18 protein-coding genes are annotated in these 22,473 nt (G+C 62.0%); 7 read left to right on the top strand and 11 right to left on the bottom strand.

All coding sequences use genetic code 11. From position 1 onward, the window contains the following. Window positions 1–8: 8 nt before the first annotated feature. The 5 genes from ABCR88_RS09265 to sdhC form a co-directional block, all read right to left on the bottom strand. On the bottom strand, window positions 9–2,840 hold the full coding sequence (locus ABCR88_RS09265) for a 2-oxoglutarate dehydrogenase E1 component (RefSeq protein ID WP_011060052.1): 2,832 nt from the start codon (window positions 2,838–2,840) through the stop codon (window positions 9–11). 263 nt (window positions 2,841–3,103) lie between these two features. Then, a complete protein-coding gene (locus tag ABCR88_RS09260; RefSeq protein ID WP_011060051.1) occupies window positions 3,104–3,808 on the bottom strand; it encodes a succinate dehydrogenase iron-sulfur subunit in 705 nt (234 codons plus the stop codon). Between the two features lie 12 nt (window positions 3,809–3,820). Continuing rightward, the gene (gene sdhA / locus ABCR88_RS09255; protein WP_011060050.1) at window positions 3,821–5,593 is read right to left on the bottom strand and encodes a succinate dehydrogenase flavoprotein subunit; all 1,773 of its coding nucleotides are present in this window, start codon (window positions 5,591–5,593) and stop codon (window positions 3,821–3,823) included. Between the two features lie 3 nt (window positions 5,594–5,596). Beyond that, window positions 5,597–5,965 carry a succinate dehydrogenase, hydrophobic membrane anchor protein gene (sdhD, locus tag ABCR88_RS09250; RefSeq protein ID WP_011060049.1) on the bottom strand — a complete coding sequence of 123 codons (369 nt, stop codon included), beginning with the start codon at window positions 5,963–5,965 and terminating at the stop codon, window positions 5,597–5,599. Next, complete coding sequence (gene sdhC / locus ABCR88_RS09245) at window positions 5,959–6,345, bottom strand: succinate dehydrogenase, cytochrome b556 subunit (RefSeq protein WP_015634665.1); 387 nt, start codon at window positions 6,343–6,345, stop codon at window positions 5,959–5,961. The genes sdhD and sdhC overlap by 7 nt, the downstream gene beginning before the upstream one ends. Window positions 6,346–6,695: 350 nt before the next feature. On the opposite strand from sdhC, the gene gltA reads away from it, so the two are divergent. Further along, a complete protein-coding gene (gltA, locus tag ABCR88_RS09240) occupies window positions 6,696–7,985 on the top strand; it encodes a citrate synthase (protein ID WP_011060047.1) in 1,290 nt (429 codons plus the stop codon). Between the two features lie 287 nt (window positions 7,986–8,272). Here gltA and ABCR88_RS09235 read toward each other — a convergent pair whose 3' ends face one another. From ABCR88_RS09235 to ABCR88_RS09225, 3 genes are all read right to left on the bottom strand, one after another. Further along, window positions 8,273–9,931 (bottom strand): cation acetate symporter, encoded by a 1,659-nt coding sequence (locus ABCR88_RS09235; protein ID WP_041116733.1) that lies wholly within the window; start codon window positions 9,929–9,931, stop codon window positions 8,273–8,275. Next, on the bottom strand, window positions 9,928–10,239 hold the full coding sequence (locus ABCR88_RS09230) for a DUF485 domain-containing protein (RefSeq protein ID WP_011060045.1): 312 nt from the start codon (window positions 10,237–10,239) through the stop codon (window positions 9,928–9,930). Before ABCR88_RS09230 ends, ABCR88_RS09235 begins: the two co-directional genes overlap by 4 nt. Before the next feature lie 190 nt (window positions 10,240–10,429). Further along, the gene (locus ABCR88_RS09225; protein ID WP_041116731.1) at window positions 10,430–11,281 is read right to left on the bottom strand and encodes a glycine betaine ABC transporter substrate-binding protein; all 852 of its coding nucleotides are present in this window, start codon (window positions 11,279–11,281) and stop codon (window positions 10,430–10,432) included. A 288-nt stretch (window positions 11,282–11,569) separates the two neighbouring features. Here ABCR88_RS09225 and ABCR88_RS09220 point away from each other — a divergent pair, with 288 nt between their 5' ends. Beyond that, on the top strand, window positions 11,570–13,165 hold the full coding sequence (locus ABCR88_RS09220; RefSeq protein WP_325985696.1) for a beta (1-6) glucans synthase: 1,596 nt from the start codon (window positions 11,570–11,572) through the stop codon (window positions 13,163–13,165). Window positions 13,166–13,192: 27 nt separating this feature from the next. On the opposite strand, the gene ABCR88_RS09215 is transcribed toward ABCR88_RS09220, so the two are convergent. Continuing rightward, window positions 13,193–13,558, bottom strand: coding sequence for a hypothetical protein (locus ABCR88_RS09215; protein WP_011060042.1), 366 nt, complete (start codon window positions 13,556–13,558; stop codon window positions 13,193–13,195). A gap of 233 nt (window positions 13,559–13,791) precedes the next feature. Here ABCR88_RS09215 and ABCR88_RS09210 point away from each other — a divergent pair, with 233 nt between their 5' ends. The 3 genes from ABCR88_RS09210 (at window position 13,792) to ABCR88_RS09200 (ending at window position 18,046) form a co-directional block, all read left to right on the top strand. After that, entirely contained in the window at window positions 13,792–15,090 is a 1,299-nt protein-coding gene (locus ABCR88_RS09210; protein ID WP_015634662.1) for a hypothetical protein, read from the top strand. Beyond that, window positions 15,083–15,871 carry a VacJ family lipoprotein gene (locus tag ABCR88_RS09205; RefSeq protein WP_011060040.1) on the top strand — a complete coding sequence of 263 codons (789 nt, stop codon included), beginning with the start codon at window positions 15,083–15,085 and terminating at the stop codon, window positions 15,869–15,871. The genes ABCR88_RS09210 and ABCR88_RS09205 overlap by 8 nt, the downstream gene beginning before the upstream one ends. A gap of 141 nt (window positions 15,872–16,012) precedes the next feature. Continuing rightward, window positions 16,013–18,046, top strand: a complete 2,034-nt coding sequence (locus ABCR88_RS09200; protein WP_325985695.1) for an FUSC family protein — start codon at window positions 16,013–16,015, stop codon at window positions 18,044–18,046. Window positions 18,047–18,053: 7 nt separating this feature from the next. Here the strand turns inward: ABCR88_RS09200 and ABCR88_RS09195 are convergent, their stop codons facing one another. Next, entirely contained in the window at window positions 18,054–18,977 is a 924-nt protein-coding gene (locus ABCR88_RS09195) for a DUF808 domain-containing protein (RefSeq protein ID WP_011060038.1), read from the bottom strand. Between the two features lie 169 nt (window positions 18,978–19,146). On the opposite strand from ABCR88_RS09195, the gene ABCR88_RS09190 reads away from it, so the two are divergent. Further along, on the top strand, window positions 19,147–19,755 hold the full coding sequence (locus ABCR88_RS09190) for a TetR/AcrR family transcriptional regulator (RefSeq protein ID WP_041116727.1): 609 nt from the start codon (window positions 19,147–19,149) through the stop codon (window positions 19,753–19,755). 131 nt (window positions 19,756–19,886) lie between these two features. Here ABCR88_RS09190 and ABCR88_RS09185 read toward each other — a convergent pair whose 3' ends face one another. Further along, window positions 19,887–20,327 carry a heme-binding protein gene (locus ABCR88_RS09185; protein ID WP_015634659.1) on the bottom strand — a complete coding sequence of 147 codons (441 nt, stop codon included), beginning with the start codon at window positions 20,325–20,327 and terminating at the stop codon, window positions 19,887–19,889. A gap of 268 nt (window positions 20,328–20,595) precedes the next feature. On the opposite strand from ABCR88_RS09185, the gene gcl reads away from it, so the two are divergent. Beyond that, window positions 20,596–22,371 (top strand): glyoxylate carboligase, encoded by a 1,776-nt coding sequence (gcl, locus tag ABCR88_RS09180; protein ID WP_015634658.1) that lies wholly within the window; start codon window positions 20,596–20,598, stop codon window positions 22,369–22,371. Window positions 22,372–22,473 lie beyond the last annotated feature (102 nt).

The raw sequence follows: 22,473 nt of genomic DNA, 5'->3' as shown, positions 1-22,473 counted from the left end.
CGAAGGCGTTAAACAGTAAAGGCATCTTGCAGCAGTTTTTCCTGCTGCTCAGCGTGCATCGATGCATAACCACAAGCTGGAGCAGCAGAAGCGTCACGGCCCGCGTACTCGAGTACGAGCGACTTGTTGTGACCGCTGATGATGCGACGCATGTGATGCTGGCTGCAGTACCAGGCACCCTGGTTCATCGGCTCTTCCTGACACCAAACGATGTGTTTGACGTTTTTGTACGGAGCCAGGACTTCGATCAGGTCGTCCTCAGGGAATGGGTACAGCTGCTCGATACGCACGATGGCGATGTCGTCACGACCTTCGGCACGGCGTTTTTCCAACAGGTCGTAGTAGACCTTGCCGCTACACAGAATGATGCGACCCACGTCTTTTGGATCCTGGGCATCGATTTCCGGGATAACGGTCTGGAACGAACCTTCCGCCAGATCTTCCAGGGTCGAGATGGCCAGTTTATGACGCAGCAGGGATTTCGGTGTCAGCACGACCAGCGGCTTGCGCAGCGGACGAATCACCTGGCGACGCAGCAAGTGGTAGATCTGAGCCGGCGTGGTCGGTACGCATACCTGGATGTTGTGCTCGGCGCACAGCTGCAGGTAACGCTCCAGACGAGCCGAGGAGTGCTCGGGACCCTGACCTTCATAACCGTGTGGCAGCAGCATGGTCAGACCGCAGAGACGGCCCCACTTGTGCTCGCCGCTGGTGATGAACTGGTCGATCACTACTTGTGCACCGTTGGCGAAGTCGCCGAACTGGGCTTCCCAGATCACCAGCGCGTTAGGCGTGGTGGTGGAGTAGCCGTATTCGAACGCCAGTACGGCTTCTTCGGACAGGAACGAATCGTACAGGTCGAAACGTGGCTGGCCTTCGTACAGGTGCTGCAACGGGATGTAGGTGCCGGCGTCCTTCTGGTTGTGCAACACCGCATGGCGGTGCGAGAAGGTGCCGCGGCCGATGTCCTGGCCGGTCATGCGAATCGGATGACCTTCGAACGCCAGGGTCGCGTACGCCATGGTTTCAGCGTAACCCCAGTTGATCGGCAGGCCGCCGGCTTGCATCTTCTGACGGTCTTCGTAGATCTTCGCGACCTGACGCTGAACCACGAAGCCTTCCGGCAGCTCCAGCAGCTTGGCGGACAGTTCCTGAAGAGTCTTGAGGTCGAAGGTGGTGTCGTGACGCGCGGTCCAGGTATGGCCCAGGTACGGACGCCAGTCCACGAACAGCTCTTTGTTCGGCTCCTTGACCAGGCTCTTGACCACGTGCAGACCGTTGTCCAGCGCATTGCGATATTCGTCGACTTTCGCCTGAACACGCTCTGCGTCGAGCACACCGCCCTGGGTCAGGCGATCGGCATACAGTTCACGGGTGGTGCGCTGCTTGGCGATCTGCTGATACATCAGTGGCTGGGTGCCGCTTGGCTCGTCGGCCTCGTTGTGGCCGCGACGACGGTAGCAGACCAGGTCGATCACCACGTCGCGCTTGTACTGCATGCGGTAGTCGATGGCCAACTGGGTCACGAACAACACGGCTTCCGGATCATCACCATTCACATGGAGGATCGGTGCCTGGATCATCTTCGCAACGTCGGTGGCGTACTCGGTGGAGCGCGAGTCCAGCGGGTTGCTGATGGTGAAACCGACCTGGTTGTTGATCACGATGTGCACAGTGCCGCCGGTACGGAAACCGCGGGTCTGGGACATCTGGAAGGTTTCCATCACCACGCCCTGGCCGGCGAACGCCGCGTCACCGTGGATCGAGATCGGCAGAACCTTGTCGCCGGTCTGGTCGTTGCGACGGTCCTGACGGGCGCGCACCGAACCTTCGACCACTGGAGAAACGATTTCCAGGTGGGACGGGTTGAACGCCATCGCCAGGTGAACTTCGCCACCGGTGGTCATGACGTTGGACGAGAAGCCCTGGTGGTATTTAACGTCACCGGAACCCAGCTCGACCTTCTTCTTGCCTTCGAACTCGTCGAACAGCTCGCGCGGGTTCTTGCCGAAAGTGTTGACCAGCACGTTCAGACGGCCACGGTGGGCCATGCCGATTACCACTTCCTTGGTGCCGTAGGAACCGGAACGCTGGATCAGCTCGTCGAGCATCGGAATCAGGCTCTCGCCGCCTTCCAAACCGAAACGCTTGGTGCCCGGGTATTTGGTACCCAGGTATTTTTCCAGGCCTTCAGCCGCAGTGACGCGCTCGAGCAGGTGGCTCTTGATGTCGGCGGAATAGGTCGGACGGCCGCGTACGCTTTCCAGACGCTGCTGGAACCACTGACGCTGCTCGGAATCGGTGATGTGCGTGAATTCAGCGCCAATGGTGCGGCAATATGTCTGCTGCAACGCTTCGTGAATTTCGCGTAGGCTCGCTTCCTCTTTGCCGATGAACAGGTCGCCGGCACGGAAGGTCGTATCAAGATCGGCATTGGTCAAGCCGTAATGATTGATCGACAGGTCTGCAGGTGCAGGACGCTGCCACAGCCCCAGCGGGTCCAGCTGGGCTGCCTGGTGGCCACGCATCCGATAGGCCTGGATCAATCGCAGCACTTCAACTTGCTTCTTCTCGTGCTCACTGCTCACGCTACCGGCGGATACCGGTTGGGCGCGGCGCTGGTTCTTTGCCAGCAAGACGAAATGATCGCGGATTGTCGAGTGCGAAACATCGATGGCAGTGCTGCCGTCGGTAGGCAACTTCTGAAAGTAAGTGCGCCACTCTTCTGGCACAGCGTTAGGGTCGTGCAGGTAGAGCTCGTAGAGCTCTTCCACATAGGCAGCGTTACTACCGGATAGGTAGGCGCTGTTCCACATGCGCTGCATCACGCTTTCTTGCATGCTTGGTCACCCTCGGTTAGGGGAACACCACCGGCGACGACACCGAGCAAGCTTGCAGAAGTCCGAATGCAGCGACCAAAACAAGCCACTTAGGATCACGCTGATAGTCCGGGTACCAGCCCGGATGCCCCTGCTTGTCTCATTTCTTCAAAATATAGAGCAGCCACTTTGTGAGCTGCTGCTCAGGTTAGAGCCATGACGCGGGTTGAAGCCCGCGCCGTGGCTTTTACGGGTACAGCGGTCCTACGGGTACAACAGCTGAATCACACGCCACTCTGCAGCAGCATGTTACGAATGTGACCGATGGCCTTAGTCGGGTTCAGGCCCTTCGGACAAACGTTGACGCAGTTCATGATGCCCCGGCAGCGGAATACGCTGAACGGGTCGTCCAGGGAAGCCAGACGCTCGGACGTCTTGGTGTCACGGCTGTCTGCCAGGAAGCGGTAGGCTTGCAGCAGGGCAGCTGGACCCAGGAACTTGTCCGGGTTCCACCAGAAAGACGGGCAAGAGGTCGAGCAGCAAGCGCACAGGATGCACTCGTACAGACCGTCGAGCTTCTCGCGCTCTTCCGGGGACTGCAGACGTTCGATGGCCGGAGCCGGCGTATCGTTCTGCAGGAATGGCTTCACCTTCTCGTATTGCTTGTAGAAGATGCTCATATCGACGACCAGGTCACGGATAACCGGCAGACCTGGCAGCGGGCGAACAACCAGCTTGTTCTTCTTGACCACGGCAGACAGCGGCGTGATGCACGCCAGACCGTTCTTGCCGTTGATGTTCATGCCATCGGAACCGCAAACGCCTTCACGGCAGGAACGACGGTAGGAAAAACCTTCGTCCTGCTCTTTGATCAGGGCCAGCACGTCCAGCACCATCAAGTCCTTGCCACCGGTGTCTACCTGGAAAACCTGGGTTTTCGGAGCCGAGTCGGTGTCAGGGTTGTAACGATAAACTTCAACTTGCAACATATCGATCACCCTTTAGTAAGTCCGGACTTTTGGTTCGAAAGTCGGAACAGTCTTCGGCGAGAAGTTGACCGCACGCTTGGCAACGCGCTTCTCACCCGGGAAGTACAGGGTGTGGCACAGCCAGTTTTCGTCGTCACGGTCTTCGAAGTCTTCACGGGCGTGAGCGCCGCGGGACTCTTTGCGCACTTCGGCAGCGATGGCAGTGGCTTCGGCCACTTCCAGCAGGTTCTGCAGCTCAAGTGCTTCGATACGCGCAGTGTTGAAAGCTTGAGACTTGTCGTTGATCTTGACGTTGGCGATACGCTCGCGCAGGTCAGCCAGCTGAGCGATACCCTTCTGCATGTATTCGCCGGTACGGAATACACCGAAGTAGTTCTGCATGCAGTTCTGCAGCTCGCGACGCAGGGTTGCAACGTCTTCACCGGTGGTGCGCTCGTTGAGTTTGGCCAGGCGATTCAGGGCAACATCAACGTCGGTGTCGCTGGCGTCGCGGTATTCGATACCGTCGGTCAGCGCTTTTTCCAGGTGCAGACCGGCTGCACGGCCGAACACCACCAGGTCCAGCAGCGAGTTGCCGCCCAGACGGTTGGCGCCGTGTACCGATACGCAAGCCACTTCCCCCACTGCGAACAGGCCAGGGATGATGGTGTCTTCGCCAGCGGCGTTCTGCGTGATGGCCTGGCCATGAATGTTGGTGGCAACGCCGCCCATCATGTAGTGGCAGGTTGGAACGACCGGAACCGGAGCAACCACCGGGTCAACGTGCGCAAACGTCTTGGACAGCTCGCAGATACCTGGCAGGCGGCTGTGCAGCACTTCCTCGCCCAGGTGGTCGAGCTTGAGCATCACGTGGTCGCCGTTCGGGCCACAGCCGTTGCCGGCGATGATTTCCTTGACCATGGAGCGCGCAACAACGTCGCGGCCAGCCAGGTCTTTGGCGTTCGGAGCATAACGCTCCATGAAACGCTCGCCATGCTTGTTGATCAGGTAACCACCCTCACCACGGCAACCTTCGGTTACCAGTACACCGGCACCGGCAATGCCGGTCGGGTGGAACTGCCACATTTCGATGTCTTGCACCGGAACGCCAGCACGCAGCGCCATACCAACGCCGTCACCGGTGTTGATCAGGGCGTTGGTGGTGGAGGCGTAGATACGACCTGCACCGCCGGTGGCCAGAACGGTGGCCTTGGAGCGGATGTAGGTGGTTTCGCCGGTTTCGATGCAGATAGCGATCACGCCGACAAAGGCGCCGTCCTGGTTCTTCACCAGATCGACTGCGTACCACTCGTTGAGGAAGGTGGTGCCGGCTTTCAGGTTGCCCTGATATAGGGTGTGCAGCAGTGCGTGACCGGTACGGTCGGACGCTGCGCAGGTACGAGCAGCCTGGCCGCCCTTGCCGTAGTCCTTGGACTGACCGCCGAAAGGACGCTGGTAGATACGACCGGTTTCGGTACGGGAGAACGGCAGACCCATGTGGTCCAGTTCGAAGACCGCAGCCGGGCCTTCCTGACACATGTATTCGATAGCGTCCTGGTCACCGATGTAGTCGGAACCCTTGACGGTATCGTACATGTGCCAGCGCCAGTCATCGTTCGGGTCCGCCGAGGCGATCGCGCAAGTGATGCCGCCCTGGGCAGACACAGTGTGCGAACGGGTCGGGAACACCTTGGTGATCACCGCAGTCTTGTGGCCGCCCTGGGCCAGCTGCAGTGCGGCACGCATGCCGGCGCCGCCGCCGCCAATGATGATGGCGTCGAATGAAATGGTTGGAATGTTAGCCATGAATCAGATACCCCAGAGAATCTGCACACCCCAGACGAAGTAAGCGAACATCGCGACGCCGCATACTGCCTGGAAAAGGAAACGTACTGCTGTGGCCGACTTGCCCAGCGCCATCGGCGTCAGGTAGTCAGTCGAGATGGTCCACATGCCGACCCAGGCGTGAGCGCCCAGGGCCACCATGGCCAGCAGACTGAAGATACGCATCCAGTTGTTTGCGAACAGGCCATGCCACTGGGTGTAGTCAATGCCCGGATTCGCTACGAGGTATCCGATCAGGAAAATGAAATAAGCCGCGAGAACGACCGCAGACACACGCTGTGCCATCCAGTCATAAAGGCCCGAACGCGACAGGTTCGTAACGCTGGTTACCATATCCAAACTCCCGCCAGAACGATTACCACCACGGATACGGCGATAACGATTTTCGAGCCCAGCTTGCCGCCTTCCAGCGTCTCACCGATGCCCATGTCCATAATCAGATGGCGTACACCGGCCACCAAGTGATACAGCAAGGCGGACAGGAGGCCCCATGCAACGAATTTGGCCAGCGGACTGGTCAAGCACGCCTTCACCTCGGCATAGCCTTCCTCGGAGCCCAGGGATTTGCTCAATGCATAAAGCATGATGCCGATGCCCAGGAAGAGGATGATGCCGGAAACACGGTGGAGAAACGACGTAACGCCGGTGATGGGGAGTTTGATGGTCCTTAGGTCTAGGTTTACAGGTCGTTGGCTATTCACGGCTTTTTTCACACTGAAGAGCCCCTAACAATCAGGGCAAAGTTGTTGGGGAGTGCACTGGTCAGGCAACCACTACCCAGGGAGTGCGACCCCCAGCAAAGCGGGCCCAGAAGCCTACGGAGGTCGGTGGCCGAGTATAGACAGTTAGGCTACTAATGACAACGCAAAGACCTTCCCCTAATAGCTGATTGCGTTAGCGTTATAAAAGGCGTAAATGGCGCTGAATTTCGCGAAAAAATCCCTCCCAAAGCCTTCTGGGACAAGACTTTAGGCAAATTGACATTCGGATTTATCTCACTATAGTGGTGCGGGCCCTGCGTGGGGGGTCTGTCTGATGATTTCAAGCATAAATAGGAGGCCACATGGCTGACAAAAAAGCGCAGTTGATCATCGAGGGCGCAGCCCCCGTCGAGCTGCCCATTTTAACCGGCACCGTTGGTCCCGATGTAATCGATGTTCGGGGTCTGACGGCCACGGGCCGCTTCACTTTTGACCCGGGTTTCATGTCGACCGCCTCCTGCGAGTCGAAAATCACCTACATCGACGGCGACAACGGCATTCTGCTGCATCGCGGCTACCCGATCGAACAACTGGCCGAGAAATCGGACTACCTGGAAACCTGCTACCTGCTGCTCAACGGTGAATTGCCCACCGCCGAACAGAAGGCCCAGTTCGTCAGCACCGTGAAGAACCACACCATGGTTCACGAACAGCTCAAGAGTTTCTTCAACGGTTTCCGTCGCGACGCCCACCCGATGGCGGTGATGTGCGGCGTAGTCGGTGCCCTGTCGGCGTTCTACCACGACTCCCTGGACATCAATAACCCGCAGCACCGCGAAATCTCCGCCGTGCGCCTGGTGGCCAAGATGCCGACCCTGGCAGCGATGGTCTACAAGTACTCCATGGGCCAGCCGATGATGTACCCGCGCAACGACCTGTCGTACGCGGAAAACTTCCTGCACATGATGTTCAACACCCCGTGCGAGATCAAACCGATCAGCCCGGTACTGGCCAAGGCAATGGACCGGATCTTCATCCTCCATGCCGACCACGAACAGAACGCCTCGACGTCCACCGTGCGCCTGGCGGGCTCCTCGGGTGCCAACCCGTTCGCCTGTATCGCTGCCGGTATCGCTGCACTCTGGGGCCCGGCCCACGGCGGTGCCAACGAAGCGGTACTGACCATGCTCGACGAAATTGGCGATGTCTCGAACATCGACAAGTTCATCGCCAAGGCCAAGGACAAGAACGATCCGTTCAAGCTCATGGGCTTCGGTCACCGCGTGTACAAGAACCGCGACCCGCGCGCCACCGTAATGAAGCAGACCTGCGACGAAGTACTCAAGGAACTGGGCATCAACAACGATCCGCAACTCGAACTGGCCATGCGCCTGGAAGAGATCGCCCTGACCGACCCGTACTTCATCGAGCGCTCGCTGTACCCGAACGTCGACTTCTACTCGGGGATCATCCTCAAGGCGATCGGCATTCCAACCAGCATGTTCACCGTGATCTTCGCCCTGGCGCGGACCGTCGGCTGGATCTCGCACTGGAAGGAAATGCTCTCCAGCCCGTACAAGATCGGCCGTCCACGCCAGCTGTACACCGGCTACGAGTCGCGTGACATCACCAAACTGGAAGACCGCAAATAAGACCTGCCTTGCGCAAACGTCTTAGCTGCACCGGATACGGCCTCTAACAGAGGTCGTATTTGTTTCTGCCCTCCCCTCGCCCCCCCCCCAACCCGCAGGATCCGGCCTGCCGGCAAAGAGCCCTGCTCCTCACATACGCTTGCGCTGGCAAGCCAGCTCCTATGCTCCTGCACCTGCAGTCGGGGGGCTCCGGGCAGGGCGAGCGGACAGAAAAATGCCCCGGTCTCTCGATCGGGGCATTTCGCCATTACGCAGCTTCTATATAGAAGCCGATACATTCATCTCGCTTAGTGCGACACCGCCCCACTGGCACCCAGGCCGGTCTGCGAACGCACGAACTGCGGGAAGAACAGCGCCCGCTCGTTGACCGCCGCGGTCGACTTGTCGGTGATGGAGAAGAACCAGATACCGATGAAGGCGATGATCATCGAGAACAGCGCCGGGTACTCGTACGGGAAGATCGCCTTCTCGTGATGCAGGATCTGCACCCAGATGGTCGGGCCGAGGATCATCAGCGCCACGGCACTCACCAGGCCCATCCAGCCGCCAATCATGGCGCCACGGGTGGTGAGCTTCTTCCAGTACATGGAAAGCAGCAGTACCGGGAAGTTGCAACTGGCGGCAATGGAGAACGCCAGGCCGACCATGAACGCGATGTTCTGGCTTTCAAAGAGAATGCCCAGGCCGATGGCCAGTACGCCCAATGCCACGGTGGTGATCTTGGAAACGCGGATCTCGTCCTTCTCGTTGGCCTTGCCCTTCTTGATCACGCTGGCATACAGGTCATGGGACACCGCCGAGGCGCCAGCCAGGGTCAGGCCTGCAACGACCGCCAGGATGGTGGCGAAGGCCACGGCCGAAATGAAGCCGAGGAACACGCTGCCGCCCACTGCGTTGGCCAGGTGCACCGCCGCCATGTTGTTGCCGCCCAGCAAGGCGCCTGCGGCATCCTTGAAGTCCGGGTTGGTGCTTACCAGCAGGATCGCGCCGAAGCCGATGATGAAGGTCAGGATGTAGAAGTAGCCGATGAAGCCAGTGGCATAGAGCACGCTCTTGCGAGCTTCCTTGGCATCGCTGACGGTGAAGAAGCGCATCAGGATGTGGGGCAGGCCAGCGGTACCGAACATCAACGCGAGGCCTAAGGAGAACGCCGAGATCGGATCTTTCACCAGGCCGCCGGGGCTCATGATCGCTTCACCCTTGGGGTGAACCTTGATCGCTTCGGAGAACAGGGTGTTGAAGTCGAAGTTGACGTGCTTCATCACCATCAGTGCCATGAAGGACGCGCCGGAGAGCAACAGCACCGCCTTGATGATCTGCACCCAGGTCGTGGCCAGCATGCCGCCGAACAGCACGTACAGGCACATCAGGATGCCCACCAGGATCACCGCCACATGGTAGTCGAGGCCGAACAGCAACTGGATGAGCTTGCCGGCACCCACCATCTGCGCGATCAGGTAGAACGCCACCACCACCAGCGAGCCACAGGCCGACAGGGTGCGGATCTGGGTCTGCCCGAGGCGGTAGGACGCCACGTCGGCAAAGGTGTACTTGCCCAGGTTGCGCAGGCGCTCGGCGATCAGGAACAGAATGATCGGCCAGCCCACCAGGAAGCCGATGGAGTAGATCAGGCCGTCATAGCCGGAAGTGAACACCAGGGCGGAAATCCCCAGGAAGGACGCCGCGGACATGTAGTCGCCAGCGATCGCCAGGCCGTTCTGGAAGCCGGTGATCTTGCCGCCCGCCGCGTAATAGTCGGCAGCCGACTTGTTGCGCTTGGAGGCCCAGTAGGTGATGCACAGGGTAGCACCGACGAAGACCACGAACATCACGATCGCCGATACGTTGAGTGGTTGCTTGTGGACTTCGCCCGTCAAGGCGTCTGCAGCCCAGAGGGCGGGAGCGAAGACGGCAAGACCGAGTGCTGCGAATAGACGTCGGATCATTGCTGAGCCTCCTTCAGGATCGCATTGTTCAACTCGTCGAATTCGCCGTTGGCGCGTCGCACATAGATGGCCGTCAGGATGAAGGCCGAGAGAATCAAGCCGACACCGATGGGAATACCCCAGGTGATGGATGAGGTAGGACTGAGTTTGGCGCCCAGGATCTGGGGGCCATAGGCGATCAACAGGATGAAAGCCGAGTAAAGCCCAAGCATGATCGCCGAGAGAATCCAGGCGAACCGCTCTCGTTTGCTGACCAGCTCCTTGAAACGCGGGCTGTTTTGAATCGAGAGGTAAATGCTGTCGTTCATTGTTTTTATCCTCGCAGCACAGATTTTAGGTGGAACCTAATCCACTCTATGCGGCTATGGAGCAGGTTCCAGACGACCTTAGTATTAGAACGACATTAGCGTTGGCGCCGGTTTTTTCTTCAATAAATGACAAGGCCGCCCACTGTTTCCAGTGCGCGGCCTCAAGACCCTTGATCTAGACGCGTTGTGCTTATTTAGCAGTCCACTCGGCAACCCTTTCTGGGTGCTTGCTCACCCAATCCTTGGCCGCCACATCGGGTTTTGCACCCTCTTGAATGGCCAGCATGACCTCACCGATTTCATCTTTCGAGGCCCACTGGAATTTCTTTAGGAAGGCCGCGACTTCCGGCGCCTTCTTCTCCAGGCCCTTGCTGCCGATGCTGTTGACGGTTTCAGCTGCGCCGTACACGCCCTTCGGGTCTTCGAGAAAGCGCAGTTTCCACTTGGCGAACATCCAGTGCGGCACCCAGCCGGTCACGGCGATGGAATCCTGTTTTTCTTCGGCGCGGGTCAGCTCGGCGATCATTGCCGCCCCGGAACTGGCCTGCAGCTTGTAGTCCAGGTCGTAGTCCTTGATCGCCTGGTCGGTCTTGAGCATCACCCCCGAGCCGGCGTCGATGCCGACGATCTTGTTCTTGAACGTGGTATCGGTCTTGAGGTCCTCGATGGACTTGGCCTTGACGTACTCCGGCACGATCAGGCCGATCTTGGCGTCCTTGAAGTTGGGGCCGTAGTCCACCACCTTGTCCTTGTTCTTGGCCCAGTACTCGCCATGGGTCACCGGCAGCCAGGCCGAAAGCATGGCGTCGAGCTTGCCGGTGGCTACGCCCTGCCACATGATCCCGGTCGCCACCGCCTGCAGCTTGACGTCATAACCGAGCTTCTGCTTGATCACTTCCGCCGCCACATGGGTCGTCGCCACGCTGTCGGACCAGCCGTCGACATAGCCGATGCTCAGGGTCTTGCTGTCGGCACTGGCCAGAGTGGAGCTGATGGCAAGTACCAGTGCGGCACCTGCGCCTAAGAGTCGTCGCATCTTCATCGTTACTTCCCCGAAAAGTGCAGTGCCGGGCGGCTGCCAGGCACGTCAACGTATGGTTATGGTGCTCAGCGCCCCCATCACGCCTCACCGCGAACGCGTTCGATCATCAGCGGAGTACTGATGCCTGGATCATCAACCCGCCCTGTTCCGCGACCTGCTCTGTCTACGACCTCAAGGCAACCAGCAGCGACATCAGATAGCCAGTAACCAACGGCCGGCCTCACCCGGGCAGTGGGTCCGCCCGAACTTTGCATGTCAAAATCATGCAGCCCACCAAGCTGCGGACAAATGCGGGTAAGATGCCTGGCTTTGTTCCACGACGGCCCGATCATGCCCGCCACCCCTCGTTTCCCCGCCCTGCCCTATCTGTTCGCCTGCCTGCTCGGGCTCCTGGCCCTCTGCGGTTATTGGTACGGCCTTGGCCGGCCGGTGCACCTGCCGGATGTCGCCAGCGCCAGCCACAAGCTGCAGTGCGCCTCCTACACTCCGTTCGACAAGGACCAGTCGCCCTTCGACCAGCCGTTCAAGCTGCGCCCGCAGCGCATGGACGCCGACCTAGCCCTGCTGGCGACCCGTTTCGAATGCATCCGTACCTATTCCATGACCGGCCTGGAAGCCCTGCCGGACCTGGCGCGCAAGCACGGCCTGAAGCTGATGATCGGCGCCTGGGTCAACAGCAACCCGGTGGACACCGAGAAGGAGGTCGACCTGCTGATCGCCTCGGCCAACGCCAACCCGGACGTGGTCAGCGCGGTGATCGTCGGTAACGAAGCACTGCTGCGCAAGGAGGTCACCGGCGCGCAATTGGCGCGGCTGATCCTCAAGGTCAAGGCCGGGGTCAAGCAGCCGGTGACCTACGCCGATGTCTGGGAGTTCTGGCTCAAGCACCCGGAAATCGCCCCGGCGGTGGATTTCCTCACCATCCACCTGCTGCCGTACTGGGAAGACGATCCGTCGAACATCGACGCCGCCTTGAACCACGTGGCCGAGGTGCGCCAGGTGTTCGGCAACCGCTTCGCCCCCAAGGACGTACTGATTGGCGAGACCGGCTGGCCCAGTGAAGGCCGGCAGCGAGAAACCGCGCTGCCCAGCCGGGTCAACGAGGCCAAGTTCATCCGCGGCTTCGTCGCCCTGGCGGAACACAATGGCTGGCACTACAACCTGATCGAAGCCTTCGACCAGCCCTGGAAGCGCGCCAGCGAAGGTGCCGTCGGTGGCTACTGGGGGCTGTTCGATGCTGATCGCCAGGACAAGGGCATCCTCGCCGGCCCGGTGTCCAACCTGCCGTACTGGCCGCTGTGGCTGGGCGTCGGCGGCCTGATACTGCTCGGCACCCTGGTGCTCGGCGGCCGGCCCCGCGACCACCGCGCCGCCCTGCTGCTGCCCCTGTTGGGCGCAGTGGCCGCTTGCAGCATCGGAACCTCTGGAGAACTGGCGCGCGTAACCAGCCGTTTCGCCGGTGAATGGTGCTGGGCCGCGTTGCTGCTGGGGCTCAACCTGCTGGTGCTGGCCCACGCCGCCCTGGCCCTGAGCCCTCGCCAGGGCTGGCGCCTGAAAGCCTTCGATGCACTGGAGAAACGGGCCGGCTGGCTGCTGACGGCCGCAGGCTTCGCCGCGGCGGTGATGATGCTGGAGCTGGTGTTCGACCCGCGCTACCGCAGCTTCCCCAGCGCGGCCCTGCTACTGCCGGCACTGGTCTACCTCTGCCGCCCGGTGCGAGTGCCGCGCCGGGAGATTGCTCTGCTGACCTTTATCGTCGGTGCCGGCATTGCCCCGCAGTTGTATCAGGAAGGTCTGGCCAACCAGCAGGCCTGGGGCTGGGCCCTGGTCAGCCTGCTGATGGTAGCGGCGCTTTGGCGCAACCTGCGGGCCCGCAGGGCCTGAGGCCATAGGCCATGGCCGCTGCTGCGGCTATGGCTTGCTGGCGCGCACCAGGCGCAAGCCGGCAATCACCACGGCAAATACCGCCAGGGTGGTGTTGTACAGGGCCAGGGCCGGGATGCCGATCAGCAACGCCAGTACGCCCAGCCCCCAACCGGCACGCCCGGGCATGACAAAACCCAGGAGCGCCACGGCCACCGCGCTCCAGCCCAGCACCTTGAAGTGAATCATCCAACCCAGGCTGGAGCGCAGCCCGCACTCCCAGCGGCTGGCAGCCTCGACACAGGCACCCACCCAGCGAGCATCCTCCATGAAGCCGTAGCGCAGGCCATAACTGGCGGCCAGCCACAGCGGCAGGACCACGAGCAGCAGAATCAGGGGAAGGCGGCGGGACATGAAACACTCCGAACAGTCAAAACGGCGCCCAGCATAATCCCCCGCGAACGCTTGGCAAGCGCCAGGCGCAGATATCTGTCATGCAAATGGCGGCAAAGTGTATCGTCCGGCTACTATCACTTCCCAATAAGCCTGTCGCAGGCGTTATTTGTGCCCAACCATGGCACTTCGGCAGCAGCGCGGTGGTCATAGCCTGCGAACCTCATTCGGTACCTTCTTCTAGGGATACAGTCATGCTTCGTTCCTTGCGCTTCGCTGCCCTGTTTGGCGGCCTTATCCTGAGTGCGTCCGCGCTGGCGGTCGACGTCGACCCAGCCACCTATGGCTACCCGTTGACCAACCCCTTCGAAGCCACCATCGCCACCACGCCTCCGGAGTTGCGCCCGGAACTGCCCGCAAGCGATGACATCCGCCAGTCTGACCACAGCCTGACGCTGCGTCCGGAACGGGAATTCATCCTCCCGGACAACTTCTGGGCGGTGAAGAAACTCACCTACCGCATTGCCACCCAGGACCACGCCGCACCGCTGATCTTCCTGATCGCCGGCACCGGGGCGCGCTATGACAGCAGCCTCAACGAGTACCTGAAGAAGCTCTACTACAAAGCCGGCTACCACGTGGTGCAGCTGTCCTCGCCCACCAGCTTCGACTTCATCAGCGCCGCTTCGCGCTTTGCCACCCCGGGCGTGACCCAGGAAGACGCCGAGGACATGTACCGGGTGATGCAGGCCGTACGGGCGCAGAATCCCAAGCTGCCGATCACCGAGTTCTACCTCACCGGCTACAGCCTTGGCGCGCTGGATGCGGCCTTCGTCAGCAAGCTGGATGAAACCCGGCGCAGCTTCAATTTCAAGAAGGTCCTGCTGCTCAACCCGCCGGTCAATCTCTATACCTCGATCACCAACCTCGACAAGCTGGTGCAGACCGAGGTCAAGGGCATCAACAACAGCACTACCTTCTACGAACTGGTGCTGGGCAAGCTGACCCGCTACTTCCAGCAGAAGGGCTATATCGACCTCAACGACGCCCTGCTCTACGACTTCCAGCAATCCAAGCAGCACCTGACCAACGAGCAGATGGCGATGCTGATCGGCACCTCCTTCCGTTTCTCGGCGGCGGACATTGCCTTCACCTCGGACCTGATCAACCGCCGTGGCCTGATCACCCCGCCCAAATACCCGATCCGCGAAGGCACCAGCCTCACGCCGTTTCTCAAGCGTGCCCTGCAATGCGACTTCGACTGCTACCTGACCGAGCAGGTGATCCCCATGTGGCGCGCCCGCACCGATGGCGGCAGCCTGCTGCAACTGATCGACCAGGTCAGCCTCTACGCCCTGCAGGACTACCTCAAGGCCAGCCCGAAGATCGCCGTGATGCACAACGCCGACGACGTGATCCTCGGCCCCGGCGACCTGGGTTTCCTGCGTAAAACCTTTGGTGACCGCCTGACCGTCTACCCCCATGGCGGCCACTGCGGCAACCTCAACTACCGCGTCAACAGCGACGCCATGCTGGAGTTCTTCCGTGGCTAAACATCTCCTGCTTATCGCTGCGTTGCTCTGCGCAGGCTATGCCCAAGCCGACAACAGCAAGGCCAACATTCCCGTCACCCCCGACCCCGATGGCTTCACCGAGCCGTTGAAGAAGCTCAAGTTCAACCCGGGGCTGGACCAGCGCGAGTTCGAGCGCTCGACCTTGAACGCCCTGAATATCTACGACCCGCTGGAGTCGTGGAACCGCCGGGTCTACCACTTCAACTACCGCTTCGACCAATGGGTGTTCCTGCCGGTGGTGGACGGGTACCGCTACGTGACGCCGAGCTTCCTGCGCACCGGGGTCAGCAACTTCTTCAACAACCTGGGCGATGTGCCCAACCTGTTCAACAGCCTGCTGCAGTTCAAGGGCCAGCGCTCCATGGAAACCACCGCGCGCCTGCTGCTCAACACCACCATCGGCGTGGCCGGCCTGTGGGACCCGGCTACCAAGATGGGCCTGCCGCGCCAGAGCGAAGACTTCGGCCAAACCCTGGGCTTCTACGGCGTACCCGGCGGCGCCTACCTGGTGCTGCCGATCCTCGGCCCGTCGAACCTGCGTGATACCGCCGGGCTGGCGGTGGACTACACCGCCGAATCGGCGATCAACTTCCTCAATGTTTCGGAAGCCAGCAGCAACCACCCGGAAATCTGGGTCCTGCGCGGGGTCGACAAGCGCTACCAGACCAGCTTCCGCTATGGCCAGCTGAACTCGCCGTTCGAATACGAGAAAGTGCGCTACGTCTACACCGAATCGCGCAAGCTGCAGATCGCCGAGTAACCCTGCCTCGCCCCGCCATCCGGCGGGGCGTCCGCTCCCCGTCAAAGCCCCTTCCTCCCCGCTCGTTGAAAAGCCGATTGGCACACCCTGGCAAAATAGATACGATGCTAATCATTAGCTAGCTATCGATGTATCTGAAAGATGAAACTGCCGACCTTTTTCCGCGCCGATATCTGGCAAGCCCTCTTCGCCCCTGCCCCTGCCGACCTGCTGTTCGCCGCGCGCAACCTGATTGCCGGCGGCCTGGCCCTGTACCTGGCGTTCCGCCTGGATTTCGAACAACCGCAATGGGCCCTGACCACGGTGTTCATCGTCAGCCAGTCCAGCAGCGGCATGGTCCTGGCCAAGGGCGCCTACCGCCTGTTGGGCACCCTGGTGGGGGCCGTGGTGTCGATATTGCTGATCGCTACCCTGGGCCAGGCGCCCCTGCTGTTCCTGCTGGCCATGGCCCTGTGGCTGGCCTTCTGCACCACCGGCGCCTCGCTGCTGCGCAACCACGCAGCCTACGGTTTCGTACTGGCGGGCTACACCACTGCCATCATCGCCCTGCCCGCCACCGCAGCGCCCTTGCAGGTGTTCGACCAGGCAGTGGCGCGCTGTTCGGAAATCGGCCTGGGGATCATCTGCGCCGCCGTGGCCAGCCAACTGCTCTGGCCGCGCCGGGTGGAACAGGCGCTGGCGGTCCAGGGCCGCGCCGCCTGGCTGGCCGGGCGCCAGGCCGCAGCCTCGGAGCTGCTGGGGGAAGACCAGCGCAAGGGGCTGCTGGAAGCCCTGGGGCGTATCGTCACCGTGGATGCCCAACGCGATCACGCCTGGTTCGAAGGCCCGCAGGGGCGCCGTCGCTCCCAGGCGCTGCGGGTGCTGAGCCGCGACCTGCTGGGCTTGCTCCGGTCCGCCCGCGGCGTGGCGCGGCAACGGCAGATGCTCGACGCCGCCACCGCGCAGCAACTCCAACCCTTGCTCGGCGAGACCATCCAGGCCCTGCAGGCCGAACATGACGCCGCCCTGCCGCCCTTGCTCCAGCGCCTGCAACAGGCACTGCAGGACCCTTCGCTGTCCGCCGCAGGCCATCTGTGCCTGGTGCAACTGGCCCAGGTACTGGAGCGGGTGGAACAGAGCGCCCTGAGTGTCAGCGCCGTGGAACAGGGCCGGGTCCCGCCCGGCGCTCCCGGCGCCCTGTCCTGGCACCGGGATATCCAGCAAGGGGTGCTGGGAGGCTTGCGCAGCGCCCTGGCCTTTCTCGCCGTCGCCGGCTTCTGGCTGCTGTCCGCCTGGCCCTCGGGGCTGGGGGCCGTCTCCATCTGTGGCGTGGTGCTGAGCCTGTTCGCCGGGCGTGAGAACCCTGCCGCGTCCTGCCTGAATTTCTTCAAGGGCATTGCCCTGTCCATTCCCGTGGCGGCCTTCGTCGGCCTTGGCCTGCTGCCGGGCTGGGACGGTTTTCCCCTGCTGTGCCTGGGGCTGGCAGTGCCGCTGTTCTGCGCTTCGCTGTGCATGAGCCGACCGAAGCTCGCGCCCGTCGCCTCGGCGTTCTGCATCTTTTTCGTCAACAACGTCGGCCCCAGCAACCTGATGAGCTACGACCTCGGGGCGTTCCTGAACAAGGCCATGGCCACCCTGATCGGTGTCGGCATCGCCGTGGTGGTGCTGCGCCTGGTCAGCCTCAACCCGGGCGAGCAGCACTACCGGCGGATGTTCAAGGCTTCGCTGTTCGATCTGGCGCAGCTCACCTCACGCCCGCCGGAGCAGGCCGAAAGCTGGTTCGGCGGGCGCATGGCCGATCGGCTGATCCGGGTGTCGCGGTATTGGCAGATGCAGCCCGAGAACCGCCGCAGTCACTGGGACAACGGCCTGCTGGGGCTGGACCTGGGAGATGAGCTGCTGCAATTGCGCAGTTGCCTGGACCCGGCCCGGGGCACCCTGGCCACGGAATGCGAGCATTATCTCGCGCACCTGGCGACGCTGCTCAGGCACGGCGGCCCCAGCGCCAACCGCAGCGAACAGCTGGATGCGGTCTCGGCGGCCCTGATCAAGGCCCTGGATGGCGAGCGCGACCTGCCCCTGCAAGCCCGGGAGATGGCCCGGGCGGCGATCCTGCAACTGCAGTTCACCTGGCGCCGCTGGTGCCGCCAGCAACAAGCGGCCGCGCTGCCGACCCCGGTGCCGGCAGCGGGCTGAGCGCCCGTCAGCCGCGCAGTGCGCGCCAGGCCTTGCCCGCCAGGGTGACCGCCAGCAGCACCACGGCACCGGCAATGATCCCGGCCACGGCATTGAGCAGGGTCGGCATCAACGCCGATACCGGGCCTATGACCCCGGCGCTGCGCTCGGCCAGCCCTTCTATCAGGTGGTGCACGGCGGGCACACCGTGGGTCAGGATGCCGCCGCCGACCATGAACATCGCCGCCGTACCGATCACCGACAGGCTCTTCATCATCAGCGGCGCTGCCCGCAGGATCGCCCCACCGATGCGTTTGGCCAGGGCAGCGGGCTTGTGCACCAGCCACAGCCCCAGGTCATCGAGCTTGACGATGCCGGCCACCAGGCCGTAGACGCCGACGGTCATGACAATGGCGATACCCGAGAGCACCACCACCTGCTGGGTCAGGGAGGCCCCGGCCACGGTGCCCAGGGTGATGGCGATGATTTCCGCGGAAAGGATGAAATCGGTGCGCACCGCCCCCTTGATCTTGTCCTTCTCGAAAGCCACCAGATCCACCTGGGGGTCGGCCAGGGCTTGCAGGGTCTGGGTATGTTCGGCCGCCACTTCGGCGTGGTGCAGGTATTTGTGCGCCAGCTTCTCGAAGCCCTCGAAACACAGGTAGGCGCCACCCAGCATCAGCAGCGGGGTAACCAGCCACGGCGCCAGGGCGCTGATGGCCAGCGCCGCCGGCACCAGGATCAGCTTGTTGCGAAACGACCCCTTGGCCACCGCCCAGACCACCGGGATTTCCCGCTCGGCGCGGACCCCGGAGACCTGCTGGGCATTGAGCGCGAGGTCGTCGCCCAGCACACCGGCGGTCTTCTTCGCCGCCATCTTGGTCATCAAGGCCACGTCATCGAGTACCGCGGCGATGTCATCGATCAACACCAGCAAACTGCTTCCGGCCATGAACCTGGCTTCCCTGCATGGAAATAAGGCGCGCAGCATACCGTGCCGCTGGCAGCACAAGCGAGATGCCAGAAGCAGGAGAACCGCAGCCGCCGGGCATTCTTGAGCCTCGCGCGACGCCGGTGCTACCATGCGCAACCGCCCGAACAGGCAAGGAATCCCCTGGTTTATGAGCACCATCCGCGAGCGCAATAAAGAACTGATCCTGCGGGCCGCCAGTGAAGAGTTTGCCGACAAGGGCTTTGCGGCGACCAAGACCAGCGACATCGCCGCCAAGGCCGGGTTGCCCAAACCCAACGTCTACTACTACTTCAAGTCCAAGGAAAACCTCTATCGCGAGGTGCTGGAAAGCATCATCGAACCCATCCTCCAGGCCTCCACCCCGTTCAATGCCGATGGCGTGCCCAGCGAAGTGCTCAGCGGCTACATCCGCTCGAAGATCCGCATCTCCCGCGACCTGCCGTTCGCTTCCAAGGTCTTTGCCAGCGAGATCATGCATGGCGCACCGCACCTGAGCCCGGACCAGGTGGAACAGCTCAACGCCCAGGCCAAGCACAACATCGAGTGCATCCAGACCTGGATCGATCGCGGCCTGATCGCCCCGCTCGACCCCAACCACCTGATGTTCAGCATCTGGGCCGCGACCCAGACCTACGCCGACTTCGACTGGCAGATCTCGGTGGTCACCGGCAAGACCAAGCTCGACGAAGACGACTACGAAGCTGCGGCGCAGACCATCATCCGTCTGGTGCTCAAGGGCTGTGAACTGGATCGCTGATAGCGTTTCGGTACTCTCTGGTTTGTTTCCCGGCCCGCAAGGGCGCAATAGTTTCAATCAAGATACTGCGCGGCTTTTCGCAGCCTCGCGGACTCGGCAGTGGCTACAGGCCGGGCCCGCGAGGTCGAGGGCTACGCGCTGACGCCGGCGTCCGCCGCCAGGCCCTGGGCTTCGATCGCGCTGATGGCGCACTGCTCATCGATGTCCGAGGTATCGCCACTGATGCCGATCGCCCCCATCACTGCCCCCGCCTGATCCCGAATCAACACCCCGCCCGGCGCAGGCACCACGCTGCCCTGCCCCAGACCGTTCAATGCGCCGATGAAGGCCGGACGCTGCTGCGCATCCAGGGCCAGCAGGCGCGAGCCCTTGCCCAGGGCCACCGCTCCCCAGGCCTTGCCGATGGCGATCTGCGGGCGCAGCAGGCTGGCGCCGTCCTCCCGTTGCAGGGTCACCAGGTGCCCGCCGGCATCCAGCACCGCGATGGTCAGCGGCGCCGCATTGATCTTGCGCCCCGCGTTGATGGCCTGGTTGGCCAGGTTGACTGCGACTTTCAAGGTTAAAGCGCTCATGGGTGCCGTCCTTATCTTGTTATTGAGAAAGCCTGGGGAAGCTTCTTGTAGGAGAAGTCCGATACAACAAATAGAACACAATGAATTTATTTTTTGTATACAATAATTCGCGAAAGGCAGCCCCTGCGACAAAAGGACGCCGGTTTATCGGGGCTTTGATGAAAGCCGCTGCCGCTCAAGAAAATGGATTGACCTGCGCCATCCGCCGTGAATACACTTTGCGCAAAACCACTTGTATACAATTACAAAACGCAAGAGGCACAAAACCATGAGCAAAATGAGAGCAATCGAAGCCGCCGTTCTGGTGATGCGCCGTGAAGGGGTCGATACCGCTTTTGGCATCCCAGGTGCCGCCATCAACCCGCTGTATTCCGCGCTGCAGAAGGTCGGTGGCATCGATCACGTGCTCGCTCGCCACGTCGAAGGCGCCTCGCACATGGCCGAGGGCTACACCCGCACCAAGGCCGGTAACATCGGCGTGTGCATCGGTACTTCGGGCCCCGCCGGCACCGACATGGTCACCGGCCTGTACAGCGCCTCGGCCGACTCCATCCCGATTCTCTGCATTACCGGTCAGGCCCCCCGCGCCCGCCTGCACAAGGAAGACTTCCAGGCCGTGGACATCACCAGCATCGTCAAGCCGGTGACCAAGTGGGCCACCACCGTGCTGGAACCGGGCCAGGTGCCCTACGCCTTCCAGAAAGCCTTTTATGAAATGCGCTCCGGCCGTCCCGGCCCGGTGCTGATCGACCTGCCGTTCGACGTGCAGATGGCGGAAATCGAATTCGACATCGACGCCTACCAGCCCCTGCCCCTGGCCAAGCCGGCGGCGACCCGCCTGCAGGCGGAAAAGGTTCTGGCCCTGCTGGACCAGGCCGAACGTCCATTGCTGGTGGCCGGTGGCGGCGTGATCAACGCCGACGCCAGCGAGCTGCTGGTGGAGTTCGCCGAGCTGACCGGCATTCCGGTGATCCCGACCCTGATGGGCTGGGGCACCATCCCTGACGATCACCCACAGATGGTGGGCATGGTCGGCCTGCAGACCTCCCATCGCTACGGCAATGCCACCCTGCTCAAGTCCGACACCGTGCTGGGCATCGGCAACCGCTGGGCCAACCGCCACACCGGCTCGGTGGACGTCTACACCGAAGGCCGCAAGTTCATCCACGTGGACATCGAACCGACCCAGATCGGCCGTGTCTTCACCCCGGACCTGGGCATCGTTTCCGATGCTGGCAGCGCCCTGACCGTATTGCTGGAAGTGGCCCGCGAATGGCAGACCGCCGGCAAGCTCAAGGATCGCAGCGCCTGGCTGCATGACTGCCAGCAGCGCAAGGCCAGCCTGCACCGCAAGACCCACTTCGACAACGTGCCGGTCAAGCCGCAGCGCGTGTACGAAGAAATGAACCAGGTATTCGGCAAGGACACCTGCTACGTCAGCACCATCGGCCTGTCGCAGATTGCCGGCGCGCAGTTCCTCCACGTCTACAAGCCACGCCACTGGATCAACTGCGGCCAGGCCGGCCCGCTGGGCTGGACCATCCCCGCTGCCCTGGGCGTGGTCAAGGCCGACCCGAACCGCCAGGTGGTGGCGCTGTCCGGCGACTACGACTTCCAGTTCATGATCGAAGAACTGGCGGTGGGCGCGCAGTTCAACCTGCCGTACATCCACGTGGTGGTGAACAACTCCTACCTGGGGCTGATCCGCCAGGCCCAGCGCGGTTTCGACATGGACTACTGCGTGCAGCTGTCCTTCGACAACCTCAACGCACCGGAACTCAACGGCTATGGCGTCGACCACGTGGCCGTTGCCGAAGGCCTGGGTTGCAAGGCCCTGCGGGTGTTCGAACCCAAGGACATCCAGCCGGCCCTGCGCCAGGCCCAGGAAATGCTCCAGACCTTCAAGGTACCGGTGGTGGTGGAAATCATCCTGGAGCGCGTGACCAACATTTCCATGGGCACCGAAATCAACGCGGTCAACGAGTTCGAAGACCTGGCGCTGGTGGGCAACGACGCCCCTACCGCGATTTCCCTGCTCGACTGATACCCCTGGCCGCTGGCACCGGCCGGGCCACGCGCGCAATCTCCCGCCAGAGGTTGCGCGCGGGCCGCCCGCCCCCTGGCGCCAGCCCCAGGCTTGACCGAA

This window comes from Pseudomonas sp. W17 (genome assembly GCF_040268305.1).
In the GTDB taxonomy this organism is placed as follows: domain Bacteria; phylum Pseudomonadota; class Gammaproteobacteria; order Pseudomonadales; family Pseudomonadaceae; genus Aquipseudomonas; species Aquipseudomonas protegens.
Note: the sequence above shows the minus strand (reverse complement) of the source record. Positions and strands in the feature narration are given on the sequence as shown.

What these genes read in the sequence shown, in the direction of transcription:
- ABCR88_RS09265 (WP_011060052.1), bottom strand. Translation starts at nt 2,840, where the DNA reads ATGCAAGAAAGCGTGATGCAGCGCATGTGGAACAGCGCCTACCTATCC.
- ABCR88_RS09260 (WP_011060051.1), bottom strand. Translation starts at nt 3,808, where the DNA reads ATGTTGCAAGTTGAAGTTTATCGTTACAACCCTGACACCGACTCGGCT.
- sdhA (WP_011060050.1), bottom strand. Translation starts at nt 5,593, where the DNA reads ATGGCTAACATTCCAACCATTTCATTCGACGCCATCATCATTGGCGGC.
- sdhD (WP_011060049.1), bottom strand. Translation starts at nt 5,965, where the DNA reads ATGGTAACCAGCGTTACGAACCTGTCGCGTTCGGGCCTTTATGACTGG.
- gltA (WP_011060047.1), top strand. Translation starts at nt 6,696, where the DNA reads ATGGCTGACAAAAAAGCGCAGTTGATCATCGAGGGCGCAGCCCCCGTC.
- ABCR88_RS09235 (WP_041116733.1), bottom strand. Translation starts at nt 9,931, where the DNA reads ATGATCCGACGTCTATTCGCAGCACTCGGTCTTGCCGTCTTCGCTCCC.
- ABCR88_RS09230 (WP_011060045.1), bottom strand. Translation starts at nt 10,239, where the DNA reads ATGAACGACAGCATTTACCTCTCGATTCAAAACAGCCCGCGTTTCAAG.
- ABCR88_RS09225 (WP_041116731.1), bottom strand. Translation starts at nt 11,281, where the DNA reads ATGAAGATGCGACGACTCTTAGGCGCAGGTGCCGCACTGGTACTTGCC.
- ABCR88_RS09220 (WP_325985696.1), top strand. Translation starts at nt 11,570, where the DNA reads ATGCGGGTAAGATGCCTGGCTTTGTTCCACGACGGCCCGATCATGCCC.
- ABCR88_RS09215 (WP_011060042.1), bottom strand. Translation starts at nt 13,558, where the DNA reads ATGTCCCGCCGCCTTCCCCTGATTCTGCTGCTCGTGGTCCTGCCGCTG.
- ABCR88_RS09210 (WP_015634662.1), top strand. Translation starts at nt 13,792, where the DNA reads ATGCTTCGTTCCTTGCGCTTCGCTGCCCTGTTTGGCGGCCTTATCCTG.
- ABCR88_RS09200 (WP_325985695.1), top strand. Translation starts at nt 16,013, where the DNA reads ATGAAACTGCCGACCTTTTTCCGCGCCGATATCTGGCAAGCCCTCTTC.
- ABCR88_RS09195 (WP_011060038.1), bottom strand. Translation starts at nt 18,977, where the DNA reads ATGGCCGGAAGCAGTTTGCTGGTGTTGATCGATGACATCGCCGCGGTA.
- ABCR88_RS09190 (WP_041116727.1), top strand. Translation starts at nt 19,147, where the DNA reads ATGAGCACCATCCGCGAGCGCAATAAAGAACTGATCCTGCGGGCCGCC.
- ABCR88_RS09185 (WP_015634659.1), bottom strand. Translation starts at nt 20,327, where the DNA reads ATGAGCGCTTTAACCTTGAAAGTCGCAGTCAACCTGGCCAACCAGGCC.
- gcl (WP_015634658.1), top strand. Translation starts at nt 20,596, where the DNA reads ATGAGCAAAATGAGAGCAATCGAAGCCGCCGTTCTGGTGATGCGCCGT.